Origin of the sequence: Streptomyces sp. SLBN-31 (assembly GCF_006715395.1) — a bacterium.
Lineage (GTDB): Bacteria > Actinomycetota > Actinomycetes > Streptomycetales > Streptomycetaceae > Streptomyces.
On record NZ_VFNC01000003.1, the window covers coordinates 202,522 to 217,010 of the forward strand.

At 72.0% G+C, this 14,489-nt stretch carries 11 protein-coding genes; 4 read left to right on the forward strand and 7 right to left on the reverse strand.

All coding sequences use genetic code 11. From position 1 onward, the window contains the following. Nucleotides 1-179 precede the first annotated feature (179 nt). Nucleotides 180-572: a nitroreductase/quinone reductase family protein gene (locus FBY22_RS38425; RefSeq protein WP_142152801.1), complete on the forward strand. Its 393-nt coding sequence runs from the start codon at nt 180-182 to the stop codon at nt 570-572. 7 nt (nt 573-579) lie between these two features. Here FBY22_RS38425 and FBY22_RS38430 read toward each other — a convergent pair whose 3' ends face one another. The 6 genes from FBY22_RS38430 to FBY22_RS38455 all read right to left on the reverse strand — a co-directional run bounded on the left by FBY22_RS38430 (nt 580) and on the right by FBY22_RS38455 (nt 8,019). Beyond that, nucleotides 580-2,040, reverse strand: a complete 1,461-nt coding sequence (locus FBY22_RS38430) for an aldehyde dehydrogenase family protein (protein WP_142152803.1) — start codon at nt 2,038-2,040, stop codon at nt 580-582. After that, nucleotides 2,037-3,767, reverse strand: a complete 1,731-nt coding sequence (locus tag FBY22_RS38435) for an amidohydrolase family protein (protein WP_142152805.1) — start codon at nt 3,765-3,767, stop codon at nt 2,037-2,039. The genes FBY22_RS38430 and FBY22_RS38435 overlap by 4 nt, the downstream gene beginning before the upstream one ends. 95 nt (nt 3,768-3,862) lie before the next feature. Then, entirely contained in the window at nt 3,863-4,981 is a 1,119-nt protein-coding gene (locus FBY22_RS38440) for an LLM class flavin-dependent oxidoreductase (RefSeq protein WP_142152807.1), read from the reverse strand. Nucleotides 4,982-5,089: 108 nt separating this feature from the next. Continuing rightward, a complete protein-coding gene (locus tag FBY22_RS38445; protein WP_142152809.1) occupies nt 5,090-5,860 on the reverse strand; it encodes an SDR family NAD(P)-dependent oxidoreductase in 771 nt (256 codons plus the stop codon). Nucleotides 5,861-5,872: 12 nt separating this feature from the next. After that, nucleotides 5,873-6,796 (reverse strand): TIGR03619 family F420-dependent LLM class oxidoreductase, encoded by a 924-nt coding sequence (locus FBY22_RS38450; protein WP_399212655.1) that lies wholly within the window; start codon nt 6,794-6,796, stop codon nt 5,873-5,875. After that, nucleotides 6,793-8,019, reverse strand: coding sequence for an amidohydrolase family protein (locus FBY22_RS38455; protein ID WP_174267401.1), 1,227 nt, complete (start codon nt 8,017-8,019; stop codon nt 6,793-6,795). Before FBY22_RS38455 ends, FBY22_RS38450 begins: the two co-directional genes overlap by 4 nt. Nucleotides 8,020-8,228: 209 nt before the next feature. On the opposite strand from FBY22_RS38455, the gene FBY22_RS38460 reads away from it, so the two are divergent. Together FBY22_RS38460 and FBY22_RS44355 are read left to right on the forward strand one after the other, a co-directional pair. Then, nucleotides 8,229-11,186, forward strand: a complete 2,958-nt coding sequence (locus tag FBY22_RS38460) for a BTAD domain-containing putative transcriptional regulator (protein ID WP_142152813.1) — start codon at nt 8,229-8,231, stop codon at nt 11,184-11,186. Between the two features lie 219 nt (nt 11,187-11,405). Beyond that, nucleotides 11,406-11,579, forward strand: a complete 174-nt coding sequence (locus FBY22_RS44355) for a hypothetical protein (RefSeq protein WP_174267402.1) — start codon at nt 11,406-11,408, stop codon at nt 11,577-11,579. A 78-nt stretch (nt 11,580-11,657) separates the two neighbouring features. Here FBY22_RS44355 and FBY22_RS38465 read toward each other — a convergent pair whose 3' ends face one another. After that, nucleotides 11,658-13,226, reverse strand: a complete 1,569-nt coding sequence (locus FBY22_RS38465; protein ID WP_260845356.1) for a FadD3 family acyl-CoA ligase — start codon at nt 13,224-13,226, stop codon at nt 11,658-11,660. 93 nt (nt 13,227-13,319) lie between these two features. Here FBY22_RS38465 and FBY22_RS38470 point away from each other — a divergent pair, with 93 nt between their 5' ends. Further along, nucleotides 13,320-14,468 (forward strand): lipid-transfer protein, encoded by a 1,149-nt coding sequence (locus FBY22_RS38470; protein ID WP_142152815.1) that lies wholly within the window; start codon nt 13,320-13,322, stop codon nt 14,466-14,468. Nucleotides 14,469-14,489 lie beyond the last annotated feature (21 nt).

Here is a 14,489-nt window from a genome sequence, read left to right on the forward strand (position 1 = left end):
CAGTGAGAAATCCGCAGCAGAAAGGGGCGCGGCGCACAGGCGCGACGCGCGACGAATCAGCACTCGGGAGGTCTCACACGGTGTACAACGGCACGCCCTTCACCAGACGACTCGGTCCGGCGGCACGGTAGCGGTGCACCACGGCGCCGTTCCATCGGTTTTCGTGGTGAAGTCGACGCATGGACAGTGAGACCAAGTACCGCGTCGTCACGGCCTTCCAGCGGGTCCTGAACCGCGTGATGCGCCGTCTGCCCACCCACACCCTCCTGGAGACCACCGGCCGCACCTCCGGCCTCCCCCGCCGTACGCCGGTCGGCGGGCGGAGGGCCGGGGGCTCCTTCTGGCTGGTGTCGGAGTTCGGGGAGCGTTCGCAGTACGTGCGCAACATCAAGGCCGATCCCCGGGTCCGGGTCCGGCTGCGCGGCCGCTGGCACACCGGCACGGCCCATCTCCTGCCCGACGACGACCCCGTCGCCCGGCTGCGCGGCCTGCCCCGGATGAACAGTGCCGCGGTGCGGACGGTCGGCGCCGGGCTGCTGACGGTGCGGGTGGATCTGGACGACGCCCCGTAGGCAGGGGTCAGCCGGGCCACACGATCGACTGCACCTCGCCGTAGGCGTGCAGCGCGTACGACCCGCAGTCGCGGCCGACCCCGCTGTCCTTGAAGCCGCCGAAGGGCGCCTCCATGTTGCGGCCGACGGTGTTCACGCCGACCCCGCCGGCCCGCAGCCGCCGGGCCACCCGGAAGGCACGGGCGACGTCGCCGGACCACACGTAGTCGATGAGCCCGTAGTCGCTGTCGTCGGCGAGGGCGACGCCCTCGTCCTCGTCGTCGAACGGGATCACCACGACCACCGGCCCGAAGATCTCCTCCCGGGCCACGCGCATGTCGTTGGTGCAGTCCGCGAGGAGGGTGGGCGCGACGTGGAAGCCGCGTTCATACGGCGGCCGTTCACCGCCGGCGACCACCACCGCTCCCTCCTTGCGGCCCAGTTCGACGTACGACTCCACCCGGTCCCGGTGGGCGGCGGAGATCACCGGCCCGACCACCGTGTCCGGCTGCCTCGGATCGCCGACCTTCAACCGGCTTGCATAGGCGGCCAGTTGATCCACGAGACGGTCGTACACCCCCCTCTGCGCCAGCACCCGCGTCGGTGCCGTGCAGATCTGTCCGCTGTAGAAGGAGAAGGTGGTGCCGATCCCGGCCACCGCCGAGCCCAGGTCGGCGTCGTCGAAGACGAGCGCCGCGCCCTTGCCGCCCAGCTCCATGAGCTGCCGTTTCATGGAGCGGCCGCACACCTCGCCGATCCGCCGTCCCACCGCCGTCGACCCGGTGAAGCTGACCATGTCGACGTCGGCCGACTCCACCACCGCCTGGCCGACTTCCACCGACCGGCCGGAGACCACGTTCACGACCCCCCGCGGGACTCCGGCCGCCTCCAGCGCCTCCGCCATCCGGTAGACCGACAGCGGGTCCTGCGGGGCGGGCTTGACGACCACGGTGTTGCCCATGGCGAGCGCGGGGGCGATCTTGCCGGCCGGGTTCGCCCACGGGTTGTTGTAGGAGGTGATGCACGCGACGACACCCACCGGCTGCCGCACCGCGAGCGCGCCCATCACCCCGGCCCTCCCCATCGGGCCGGCGTCGTTGATCTGCGGTGGGATCGCCCACTCGGCGGGCTCCACGCGCGCGTACCGCCGGAAGCGGGCCATGCCCACCCCGACCTGCATCGCCCGGGCGGTCCCCGTGGTCGCCCCCGTCTCGGCCTGGGCGAGTTCGGCGTACGGCGCGAAGTGGGCCCCGATGACACCGGCCGCCCGGCCCAGCACCGCCGCCCGCTCCTCCGGCGCCGTCCTCGACCACGGCCCGAAGGCCTCGCGGGCCGCGGCGCAGGCCGCGCGCACCTGATCCAGCGAGGCCTCCGGGGCCCACCCGACGGTCTCCTCGGTCGCCGGGTCGACCACCGCGTAGTGTCCGCCGTCCGGCTCGGTCCACTCGCCCCCGACGAACAGCCGCTGCCCGTCGGCCGCCTCGCTCACCTGGTGCTCACCGTCCTGGTGTCCCGCCCGGAGCGCAGGACCCTGCCCGGTACGGCGCCGCTGACCGCGTCGTCCCTGATCACCTCGACCCCGTTGACCCAGACGGCCCGCACGCCGATCGCCCTGGCGTCCAGCCGCGGGCTGTCACCCGGCAGGTCGTGCACCAAGGTGGCCTGGCCCGCGTCGATCCGCTCCGGGTCGAAGAGCACCAGGTCGGCATGGAAACCCTCCTGGATCCGGCCCCGCTCGCGCAGGCCGAACAGCTGCGCCGGGTCGTCGGTCAGCATCTTCACCGCCTGCTCCAGGCCGACCAGCCTGCGTCGGCGCAGGCAGTCGCCGAGGAAGCGGGTGGTGTACGGCGCCCCGCACATGCGGTCCAGGTGCGCGCCCGCGTCGGACCCGCCCAGCAGGACGTCCTCGTGCTGCCAGGTCTCGGCGCGCAGCGCCCAGGAGGCGGGGTCGTTGTCGGTGGGCATGGGCCACAGGACCGTACGCAGTTCGTCGGCGGCGCAGATCTCCACCATGCAGTGGAAGGGGTCCTGGCCGCGCTCCCGGGCGATGTCGCCGACCACCCGTCCGCTCAGTCCGCGGTTGGCCTCGCTGTAGGTGTCCCCGATGACGTACCGGCCGAAGTTCGTCAGCCGCCGCAGCACGCCGGCCTCCTTGGAGTCGGCGCGCCGGAGCATCTCGGCCCGTACCTCCGCGTCCCGCAGCCGGGCGATGCGCTCGGGTACGGGCAGGCCGAGGACGGGGCCCCAGCCGGGGATGAGGTTGAGGGCGCAGAAGGTGCCCAGGGACATGTTCATCGGGGTCAGGATCGGCATGGTGAGGGCGACGACCCGGCCGCCCGCCTTGCGTGCCTGCTCGCTGGCCTGGAGCTGCCGTGGCACCCGCTCGGGCACGGCCGCGTCGATGGTTAGCACGTTCCAGTTCAGGGGCCGTCCGGCCGCCGCGCTCATCTCGGCGAACAGCTCGATCTCGGCGTCGCTGAACTGGTCGAGGCAGCCGGCGACGATCGCCTCGATCTGGGTGCCCTCGTGCTCGCCGACGGCCCGGGACAGGGCCAGCAGTTCGGCGGGCAGCGCGTGCCGGGAGGCGACCGGCTGGCCGTCGCCGTCGGAGTGCGTGCGGGACTGGGTGGTGGAGAAGCCCCAGGCACCGGCGTCCATGGCGTCGTGCAACAGCCCCACGATCCGGTTCAGTTGCTCCTCGTCGGGCTGTCCGCCGACGGCGTCCGGCCCCATGACGTACCGGCGCAGCGCACAATGCCCCACCATGAAACCGGCGTTGACGGCGATCCGCCCCTCGAGCGCGTCCAGGTACTCCCCGAACGAGCTCCAGCTCCAGGGCGCCCCCTCCTCCAGCGCGGTCAGCGACATGCCCTCGACCTTGGACATCATGCGGCGCGTGTAGTCGGCGTCCTCGGGGCGGGCCGGGTTGAGCGGCGCGAGCGTGAACCCGCAGTTCCCGGCCGCGACGGTCGTCACCCCGTGGTTCAGCGACGGCGTCGCGTACGGATCCCAGAACAGCTGCGCGTCGTAGTGCGTATGCGGATCGACGAACCCGGGCGCGAGGACGAGCCCGGAGGCGTCCTCGGTGGTGCGGGCTTCCTCGGTGACGGATCCGATCACGGCGATACGGCCGTCCCGTGTGCCGACGTCGGCGATACGGCCGGGCGCACCGGTCCCGTCGACGACGGTCGCGCCCTTGATGAGGTGATCAAGCATGGAGGCTCCCTTCTCACGTGCGGGCACATGTCCCACCCAAGGGGCGCGGGGAACTGCGCGATCAGCCCCCACACACCCGCAGCCGCCGTACGACCTCAGACAGCCCCCCGGAACCGCGAGGTCCGATGCACAGGATCCGTATCGATCTTCGGAATCACGTGCTCCCCGATCAACCGGATCGTCTGCAACGTCTCCTCCTTCGGCACCCCCACCGGCAGCCCGAAGCTCAGCTGGTCCGCCCCCGCCTGCTCCCACCGCTTGCACTGCGTGAGCACCTCGTCCGGGTCCCCGCAGATCAGCAGCTCCTCCTCGATCAGCAGCTCCACGAACTCCGGCGTGTACTCCGGCAGCGTCTCCGGCCACACCGGGAAGCCCTCGGGACGGGGGAAGGTGTCGTGGTACCGGAACACCAGCGAGGGCAGGTAGTGCAGTCCCCCGTGCACGGCGATGTCGATCGCCTCCGCGTGCGTCGGCGCGCAGATGGCCGTCGTCGTCACCATCACGTTGTCGTTGACGAAGTCGCCCACCGGTTCGGCGTTCACGATCGCCGTCTTGTACTGCTCCAGCACCCATTCCATGTCGGAGACCTTCTGGATGCTGAAGCCCAGCACGCCGAGTCCCTTCCTCGCGGCCATCGCGTACGACGGCGGCGACCCGGCCGCGTACCACATCGCCGGGTGCGACTTGCCGTACGGCTTGGGCAGCACCTTGCGCGGCGGCAGCTGCCAGAACTTGCCCTGGAAACCGACGTACTCGTCCTGCAGCCACATCTTGGGGAACTCGGCGATGGTCTCTTCCCAGATCTCCTTGGTGAAGTTCATGTCGGTCACGCCCGGTATGAACCCGAGGATCTCGTGCGACCCGGCGCCGCGCCCGCTGCCGAACTCGAAGCGGTTGCCGGTGAGGTGGTCGAGCATCGCGACCTTCTCCGCGACCTTCACCGGATGGTTGACCTGCGCCAGCGGGTTGAAGATGCCCGATCCGAGGTGGATGCGTTCCGTCGCGTGCGCCAGGTAGCCGAGGAACACGTCGTTGGCGGAGAGGTGGGAGTACTCCTCCAGGAAGTGGTGCTCGGACGCCCACGCGTACTTGAAGCCCGACCTGTCCGCCTGGATGACGTACTCGGTCTCCTCCATCAGCGCCTTGTGTTCCGCGAGCGGATCGGTCTCGGCGCGCTTGCCCACATACCCCTGTACAAAGAGCCCGAATTCCACGGAGGTTCACCGTCCCCGGTCCCAGAGTTTCTGACGCCCCGTCAGTTCTGGTCGACTGTTGCACCACCGGCAGGGAGGGTCAATAGCTGATGGCCCGTCAGATGCCCGTCAGATGACACTGACGCCCGCCAGCCACCCGCCGTCGATCACGAAGGGCTGTCCGGTGATGTACGACGAGTCCTCGCACGTCAGGAACAGCGCCAGCCGCGCCACCTCGGCCGGCTTGCCGATACGCCCGAGCGGCACGAGCTTGCGGTACAGCTCGTCCAGCGCCCGGCCGGTCTCCTCCGCGTCGGCCGTCGGGTCCAGCTGGGCCGGGTTGGACATCGCGGTGTCGATGGCGCCGGGGCACATGGCGTTGACGCGGATGCCGCGGTGGGCGAGCTCCAGCGCGGCGACGCGGGTGAGGCCGAGGATGGCGTGCTTGGTGGCGGCGTAGGTGCCGACCGCCGCCATGCCGGTCACCGCCGTGTAGGAGGCGGTGTTGACGATCGTGCCGCCGTCCTCCATGACCGGCGCCACCGTCCTGATGCCGAGGAAGCAGCCGACCTGGTTGACCCGCACGACCTGCATGAACTCGTCGAGAGGCGTGTCGACCAGGGCGTTGAAGCGCAGGATGCCGGCGTTGTTGACGAGGCCGTCGATCCGGCCGTGGGCGTCCTTGACCGCACTCACGGCCGCGCGCCACTGTTCCTCCTCGCCCACGTCGAGGTGGACGTACCGGCCGCCGATCTCGCGCGCGAGCGCCTCGCCCTGGTCGTCGAGGACGTCGGCGACGACGACCTCGGCACCTTCCGCCCTGAACAGGCGGGCCTCCTGCTCGCCCTGTCCGCGCGCCGCCCCGGTGACGAGCACGACGCGTCCGTCCAGCTTGCCCATGCCACAACTCCTCTACAGATCGGGCGCGACTTCGGCGCCGAAGGCCGCCATCTGGTCGGTGAGTTCGCCGCGGTCGCGGCAGCGGAACCGCACCTGGATCTGGTGCACGCCCATCGCGCCGTAGGCGCGCAGGGACTCGGCGAGGCGGTCCGGGGGGCCGGTCAGGGTGCGGCGGCCGACGTCCCAGGAGGGTGTGCCGACGTACAGGGGCTCGGTGATGGCGCCGACGGTCAGCGGGTCCTCGATGCCGGCCTCGGCGCGCAGCCGCCCGAGCAGGGCGATCTGTTCGGGCAGGCGGTCGCGCGGGTCGCCCTGCGGCAGCCAGCCGTCGCCCTTGAGCGCGGCCCTGCGGACGGCGGCGGGGGACGAACCGCCGACCCAGAGGGGGACGCGGTCCTGGGCGGGGCGGGGGCGTTGGCCCAGGCCCTCGAAGTCGTAGCGCTTGCCGTGGTGTTCGGGGAACTCCTCGGTGCCGAGGGCCGCGCGCAGGGCGTCGACGGTCTCGTCCAGGACCGCTCCGCGCCGCTCGAAGTCCACGCCCAGCACCTCGAACTCCTCCCGCACATGACCGGCCCCGACCCCGAGGATCAGGCGTCCTGCGCTGAGCCGGTCGAGGGTGGCGTACTGCTTGGCGGTGAGCAGGGGGTGCCTCAGCCCCACGATCGCCACATGGCTCAGCAGCCGGACCCGCTCGGTCGCCGCCGCCAGGAAGGCGAGGGTGGCGACGGGGTCGTACCAGACCGTGCTCATCGCGGGGGCGAGCCGGCGCGGGATGGCCACGTGGTCGCAGGAGGCGATGTAGTCGAAGCCCGCGCGGTCCGCGGTCCGGGCGACGGCGAGCAGGTCCTCGGGGCCGGCCGCCGCCTCCCAGGGCTCGGCGTACATGGTGCTCTGGGACTGGACGGGCAACTGGATGCCGTACGACAGCGCGGTCACGGTCGCCAGAGCCCCTCGGGGGTCAGTCCCAGCAGGTCGATGGCGTTGCCGCGGACGATCCGCTCCACGGCGGCCGGGTCCAGGTGGCCCATCTGCGCCTCGCCGACCTCGCGGGACTTGGGCCAGGTGGAGTCGGAGTGCGGATAGTCGGTCTCGTACAGGACGTTGCCCAGGCCGATGGCGTCAAGGTTGCGCAGCCCGAAGGCGTCGTCGAAGAAGCAGCCGTAGACGTGCTCGGCGAAGAGTTCGGACGGCGGCCGGTGCACCTTGTCGGCGACCCCGCCCCAGCCCCGGTTCTCCTCCCAGACGACGTCCGCGCGCTCCAGGATGTACGGGATCCAGCCGATCTGGCCCTCGGCGTACATGACCTTGAGGTTCGGGAAGCGCTCGAACTTGCCGCTCATCAGCCAGTCGACCATCGAGAAGCAGCAGTTGGCGAAGGTGATCGTCGAACCGACCGCGGGCGGGGCGTCCTTGGAGGTGGACGGCATGCGGCTGCTGGAGCCGATGTGCATGGCGACGACCGTGCCGGTCTCGTCGCAGGCGGCGAGGAAGGGGTCCCAGTCGTCGGAGTGCACGGAGGGCAGGCCCAGGTGCGGGGGGATCTCGGAGAAGGCGACCGCGCGGACCCCGCGGGCGGCGTTGCGGCGGACCTCGGCGGCAGCGAGTTCGGCGTCCCAGAGCGGGATGAGGGTGAGGGGGATGAGCCGGCCCTGCGCCTGCGGGCCGCACCACTCCTCCACCATCCAGTCGTTGTAGGCCCGCACGCACAGCAGGCCCAGCTCGTGGTCCTTGGCCTCGGTGAAGGTCTGCCCGCAAAAACGCGGGAAGGTCGGGAAGCAGACGGCGGACTGGACGTGGTTGACGTCCATGTCGGCCAGCCGCTGCGGGACGTCGTAGGACCCCGGCCGCATCTGCTCGTAGGTGATGACCTCGAGTTTTATCTCGTCCCTTGAGTAGCCCACGGCCGTGTCGAGGCGGGTCAGGGGGCGCTGGAGCTCCTCGTAGAGCCACCAGTCGCCCAGCGGGCCGTCGTCACCGGGGGCGCCCATGACGGGGCGGAAGCGGCCGCCGAGGAAGGAGATCTCCTTCAGCGGGGCCCGGACGATGCGGGGGCCGACGTCCAGGTACTTCTTGGGCAGACGGCTCTGCCAGACGTCCGCGGGCTCCACGGTGTGGTCGTCGACGGAGATGATCTGAGGGAACGTCAGGTCGGTGTCCATGGCGCTCACGGTAGCGCCGATCTGACGAACCGTCAGCTGTCGGTCGACGGGCTGTTTCCCGTCCGGGTCTGTGCGGAAGTGTGCGAAGGCCACGTGAGGGCCTTGTGACATAGCGCCCGTCCGGCCGTGACCGCCCCCTCCACAGCTGACGCATCCGCCCTGGACAAGGCAGACTGACGGGGTTGCTCACTGTGTCTAGGGGGACGGCGATGGTCGACCGTGTACCGCGGGTGCCCGAGCAGAGGCGTTCGAGCCCCTCTGCGGAGCCTGCGGCCCTGTGCTTCGGCGTGCTCGGACCCGTGCGCGCCCGGCGCGGGAACGAGTCGGTGAACACCGGCTCCCCCCAGCAACGCGCCCTGCTGGCCGCCCTGCTGCTGCGCGAGGGCCGTACGGCGACCGCTGCCGAGCTGATCGACGCCCTGTGGGGCGAGGAGCCGCCGTCGCAGGCGCTGGCGGCGGTGCGCACGTACGCGTCGCGACTGCGCAAGGTGCTGGACGCCGGGGTGCTGGTGAGCGAGTCGGGCGGCTACGCGATCCGCGGCCTCGCCGAGGGCGCCCTCGACCTGGCGGTTGCCCAGGACCTGGCGACCGAGGCGGAGAAGGCCAAGAGCGCCGGGGACCTGTGCCACGCCCGCGAGGTGCTGGACCGCGCGCTGGCCCTGTGGGACGGGGAGACGCTGGCGGGCGTACCCGGCCCGTACGCGGAGGCCCAGCGCGTCCGCCTGGAGGAATGGCGCCTGCAACTCCTCGAATCCCGCCTGGACATGGATTTGGAGCAGGGCTGCCACGCGGAGGCCGTCTCCGAGCTCACCGCCCTCACCGCGGCCCACCCGCTGCGCGAACGCCTGCGCGAGCTGCTGATGCTGGCGCTGTACCGCAGCGGCCGGCAGGCGGAGGCCCTCGCGGTGTACGCGGACACCCGCCGCCTGCTGGCCGACGAGCTGGGCGTCGACCCCCGCCCGGCCCTGCGCGAGCTGCAGCAGCGCATCCTGGAGGCCGACCCCGGCCTGGCGGAACCCTCCGCCCCGCCGGCCGAGCCCGCCGCCGCCCCCGTGCGTCCCGCCCAGCTCCCCGCCACCGTCCCGGACTTCACCGGACGGGCCGCCTTCGTGCGCGAGCTCGGCGAGGTCCTGTCCTCCGCCGAGGGCCGGGTGATGGCGGTCTCGGCGCTGGCCGGCATCGGCGGCGTCGGCAAGACGACGCTCGCGGTGCACGTCGCCCACCAGGCCCGGTCTGCCTTCCCCGACGGCCAGTTGTACGTCGACCTGATGGGAGCCGGGGCGCGGGCCGCCGAACCGGAGACGGTGCTGGGCTCCTTCCTGCGGGCCCTCGGGACCCCCGACACCGCGATCCCGGACTTTCTGGAGGAACGGGCCGCCCTGTACCGCTCGGTCCTCGACGGCCGCCGGGTCCTGGTCCTGCTCGACAACGCCCGGGACGCCGCCCAGGTACGTCCGCTGCTGCCCGGGACGGAGGGCTGCGCGGCCCTGGTGACCTCGCGGGTGCGGATGGTGGACCTCGCGGGGGCCCATCTGGTGGACCTGGACGTGATGTCACCGGACGAGGCACTGCAGCTGTTCACGAAGATCGTCGGCGAGGAGCGGGTGGCGTCGGAGCGGGAGGCCGCCCTGGACGTGGTCGCTGCCTGCGGCTTCCTGCCCCTGGCGATCCGTATCGCCGCCTCCCGGCTGGCGGCCCGCAGAACGTGGACGGTCTCCGTCCTCGCGGCGAAACTGGCGGACGAGCGGCGCCGCCTGGACGAGCTCCAGGCCGGGGACCTCGCGGTCAAGGCCACCTTCGAACTGGGCTACGGCCAGCTGGAGCCGGCCCAGGCCCGCGCCTTCCGGCTGCTCGGGCTCGCGGACGGCCCGGACATCTCGCTGTCGGCCGCCGCGGCCGTCCTCGACCTGCCCGCGCAGGAGACGGAGGACCTGCTGGAGTCCCTCGTGGACACCTCGCTGCTGGAGTCGGCGGCGCCCGGCCGCTACCGCTACCACGACCTCGTACGGCTCTACGCGCGTGCGTGCGCGGAACGCGACGAGTGGCCGCCGAGCGAGCGTGAGGCCGCCCTCTCCCGCCTGCTGGACTTCTACCTGGCGACGGCGGCCGGCGTGTACGCCCTCGAACGGCCGGGTGACCGGCTGGTGGACCACCTGGAGGGGACCGCGTACCCCGGGCTGGGGTTCACGGAGCTGAGAGCGGCACAGGACTGGCTCTACGCGGAGGCGATCTGCCTGCTCGCCTGTGTGCGGCAGGCCGCGGGCCGGCCCGAGACGCTCAGCCGCGCCGTCGACCTGCTCTGGGTCGCGCACGACCTGTCCGAGTCGGGGGCCAACTCCCGTGAGTACGAGGCGACCGCGGAGGGCCTGCTGGAGGCGGCCCGCAGGTTCGGCGCCGACCGGGCCGAGGCGCGCGCCCTGATGACCCAGGTGAACGTCCACCACGTCAGCGGCCGTTTCGAGCAGGCGGACCAGGAGGCGGAGCGCGTCACACTCCTGGCGCAGCGCGCGGACGACCTGCTGCCCGTCTGCTGGGCCCGGAACGCCCGCGGGATCATGGCGCTCTACCAGAACCGCCACGAGGACGGCGAGGAGCACCTCTCGCAGGCCATCCAGCACTTCCGCACCCTGAACGACCGCGCGGGCGAGGCCAGCGCCCTGTGCAACCTCTCCCGCATCCACCTCGCCACCGGCCGCACGGCGAGCGCGGTCGAGCTGGCTCAGCAGGGCATCGAGCTCTACGACGCCATGGGCAACTCCATGCGTGGGGCGAACGCCCGGTACGCACTCGGTCTGGCGCTCACCCAGAGCGGCGAGCTGGACGGTGCGAGCCATCGTCTGCACGAGGCCCTGGAGGTGTTCCGGGAGAGCCGCCAGCGCCTGTGGGAGGGCATGAGCCTGTTCCGGCTGGCCGAGGTCGACCTCGCCGCCCGACGGCCCGCGCAGGCCGCTGCCAACGCCGAGATGGCGCTGACCGTCCTGCGCGGCATCGGCGGCGAGTGGCGCCGGGGCAACGTCCTGACCGTCCTCGGCCGCGCCCTCGACGGCATCGGGCAGATCGGCCGGGCCCACGTCTGCTGGCAGGAGGCGATCGGCATCTACGAGGAGCTCGGCTCGCCCGAGGCCGCGGAGGTACACGCGCTGCTGACCCCCGTACGAGCGGCCTGAACGGCCTCGTCGGGCCGTTCATCATTCGTTTATCGCCGTCCGCCATCCTCGACTCAGTCGATCCGTCGCGTCGGGGGGCAGACGGGTCGCTGCGGAGGGTCCCGCACCCACTGATTAGGGTGAACGGCCCGAACAGGCCCGCCCGGCCATCCTCGGGGGAGTGACCGGGCGGGCCTTGCGATCCACGCAGCCGAACAGACCCAAGGGGAGTTGACGAAGATGAGCGACGAGCTCAAGCCTGCCGACATGCACGCCACGGACGCCAAGGCGACCGCCCAGGACATGCACGCCACGGACGAGCCGGCGACGACGGACGACATGCACGCCACCGACGAGCCGCTGGAGACCAAGGACATGCACGCCACGTCGGAGCCCTTCACGCCGACGAAGTAAGCCCGCGCGTACGGGGGATCGAGCGCGACGGCCCGGAGGGGAGCCGTCGCGCTCGGCGCGCGTCCGCCGCCGGCGGGATCAGGGCCGCCGGCGCCGCAGCTCGCCCTTGACGACCTTCCCGCTCGCGTTGCGGGGCAGTCGGGGGACGAACTCCACCACTCTGGGGACCTTGTAGTTCGCCATCTCCCGCCGGGACCAGGCCATCAGGTCGTCGGCCGTCAGCACGGCTCCCGGCCGGCGCACCACGTAGGCCTTGCCGACCTCGCCCAGGCGGGGGTCCGGTACGCCGATGACCGCTACGTCGGCCACGTCCGGGTGCAGGCCGAGGAGTTGCTCTATCTCCGCCGGATAGGCGTTGAAGCCGCCGACGATGAACATGTCCTTGATCCGGTCGGTGATCCGCAGGTTCCCCGCGGCGTCCAGGACGCCCACGTCGCCCGTGCGCAGCCAGCCGTCCCCGCCCAGCACCTCCGCCGTCGCCGCCTCGTCCTCGTAGTAGCCGCGCATGACGTTGAAGCCGCGGACCAGGACCTCGCCGGGTTCGCCGGCCGGCGCCTCGACCCGGACCTCGGTGCCGGGGATCGCCCGGCCGGACGTCGAGGCGATCACCGTCGGGTCGTCGCCGCGGCGGCACATCGTGACGATGCCGGAGGCCTCCGACAGGCCGTACGCCGTCAGGACCGTCTCCACGCCCAGTTCCCCGCGCAGCCGCTCCACCAGCCGCAACGGCACCACCGCGGCGCCCGTCACCACCAGCCGCAGCGCGGACAGGTCGTGCGCGTCCCGCGCCGGGTGGTCCAGCAGCGACTGGTGCAGGGTGGGCGGGCCGGGCAGTACCGAGACGCGCTCCGCCGCGATGTTGGCCAGGACCGTGTCCACGTTGAACACCGGCTGGGGGATCATCGTCGCACCCCGCATCAGACAGGCCAGGACGCCGGCCTTGTAACCGAAGGTGTGGAAGAAGGGGTTGACGACGAGGTAGCGGTCGCCCCGCCGCAGGCCGGCGAGGTCGCACCAGATCTCGTACGCCCGCAGCGACTGTGCGTGCGTGATCACCGCGCCCTTGGGGCGGCCCGTCGTGCCGGACGTGAAGACGATGTCCGACGGCCAGGAGCCCTCCACCGCCGCCGCGCGGGCCCGCGCCCGGCCGGCCGCGACCCCGTCGCCGCCCGCGAGGAAGTCCTTCCAGGTCCGGAAGTCGGCGGGCGCGTCGTCGGACAGCACCACCACCTGCTCCAGGCCCGGCAGCCCCGGCCCCTCGGCGATCGCCCGCCGCAGCGAGGCCACGTACGACGTCCCGAGGAACGTCCCGGTGACGAAGAGCAGCCGGGCCCCGCTGCCGCGCAGCACCTCGACGGCCTCCGAGCCCTTGAAGCGCGTATTGACCGGCACCAGCACCGCCCCGGCCGACACGGCGCCGAGTGCCGCGACGATCCAGTCCAGCGAGTTCGGCGCCCAGATCCCCAACCGGTCGCCCGGCTCGACGCCCGCGGCGAGGCAGGCCGCCGCCGACCGTTCGACGCGGGCGCCCAGTTCGGCGTACGTGATCCGGGTGCGGCCCTCCACCACCGCCTCGTCGTCGGCGTACCGCTCGGCCGCCGAGCGGACGAGTCCCGGAATGCTGCCCCACTCCACGTCACCGCGCACAACAGCCCCCAACCTCGTAGCTGACTACCCGTCAGATTAGCTGTAACCTGACGCACTGTCAGCCGCCCTGTCCCCACGCGGAGGTGCCCCGACATGCCCGGACTCAAGGACGCCACCGCGATCGTCGGCATAGGGCAGACGGCCTTCGCCAAGCGCCTCGCCGAGGACGAGCGCACGCTGGCCTGCCGTGCCGTGCTCGCCGCACTCGACGACGCCGGCATCGCCCCCGGCGAGGTCGACGCCCTGGCCTCCTACACCATGGAGGAGACGGACGAGGTGGAGCTGGCGAAGGCCGTCGGCCTCGGCGACCTGACCTTCTTCAGCAAGGTGGGCTACGGCGGCGGCGGTTCGTGCGCCACGGTCGCCCACCTCGCCGCAGCCATCGCCACCGGGCAGGCGAGCGTCGGCGTCGCCTGGCGCTCGCGCAAGAGAGGCTCCGGCCCGCGCCCCTGGACCAACACCACCGTCCAGCTCCCCACCCCCGCCCAGTGGACCCGCCCCTTCGGCCTGCTCCGCCCGGCGGACGAGATCGCCATGCTGACGCGCCGCTACATGCACGAGTACGGCGCGACCCGCGACCACCTCTTCAACGTCGCCCTCGCCTGCCGCAACCGCGCCAACCAGAACCCGGCCGCCGTCATGTACGACCGCCCGCTGACCCGCGAGATGTACATGACCGCCCGCTGGATCAGCGAGCCCCTGTGCCTCTTCGACAACTGCCTGGAGACCGACGGCGCGTTGGCCTGCGTGGTGGTCAGCGCCGAGCGCGCCCGGGACTGCCGGCACACACCCGTCTACGTCCACTCAGCCGCCCAGGGCCTGCCCGCCCAGCACCACGGAATGGTCAACTACTGGAACGACGACCCGCTCACCGGCCCCGCCTGGACCGCCGCCCGACACCTTTGGAAACACGCCGAGTTCACGCCCCAGGACGTCGACGTCGCCCAGATCTACGACGCGTTCACCGCGCTCATCCCGCTGTCCCTGGAGGGCTACGGCTTCTGCGGGCGCGGCGAGGGCGGGGCGTTCACCGAGCAGGGCGCGCTGGAGATCGGCGGACGACTGCCCCTGAACACCGCCGGCGGCGGACTCAGCGAGGCCTACGTGCACGGCTTCAACCTGATCAACGAAGGCGTACGGCAGCTGCGCGGCACCAGCACCGCCCAGGTCCCGGACGCCGCCACCTGCCTCGTCACCGCCGGCGAGGGGGTTCCCACCTCCGCCCTGCTGCTGAGGAGTTGAGACGCGCATGCCCTCCGAGCC

Excerpts from the sequence above, each read along its gene's own strand:
- FBY22_RS38455 (WP_174267401.1), bottom strand. The coding sequence starts at position 8,019 with ATGGACACCGACCTGACGTTCCCTCAGATCATCTCCGTCGACGACCAC.
- FBY22_RS38435 (WP_142152805.1), bottom strand. The coding sequence starts at position 3,767 with ATGCTTGATCACCTCATCAAGGGCGCGACCGTCGTCGACGGGACCGGT.
- FBY22_RS38445 (WP_142152809.1), bottom strand. The coding sequence starts at position 5,860 with ATGGGCAAGCTGGACGGACGCGTCGTGCTCGTCACCGGGGCGGCGCGC.
- FBY22_RS44355 (WP_174267402.1), top strand. The coding sequence starts at position 11,406 with ATGAGCGACGAGCTCAAGCCTGCCGACATGCACGCCACGGACGCCAAG.
- FBY22_RS38460 (WP_142152813.1), top strand. The coding sequence starts at position 8,229 with ATGGTCGACCGTGTACCGCGGGTGCCCGAGCAGAGGCGTTCGAGCCCC.
- FBY22_RS38470 (WP_142152815.1), top strand. The coding sequence starts at position 13,320 with ATGCCCGGACTCAAGGACGCCACCGCGATCGTCGGCATAGGGCAGACG.
- FBY22_RS38425 (WP_142152801.1), top strand. The coding sequence starts at position 180 with ATGGACAGTGAGACCAAGTACCGCGTCGTCACGGCCTTCCAGCGGGTC.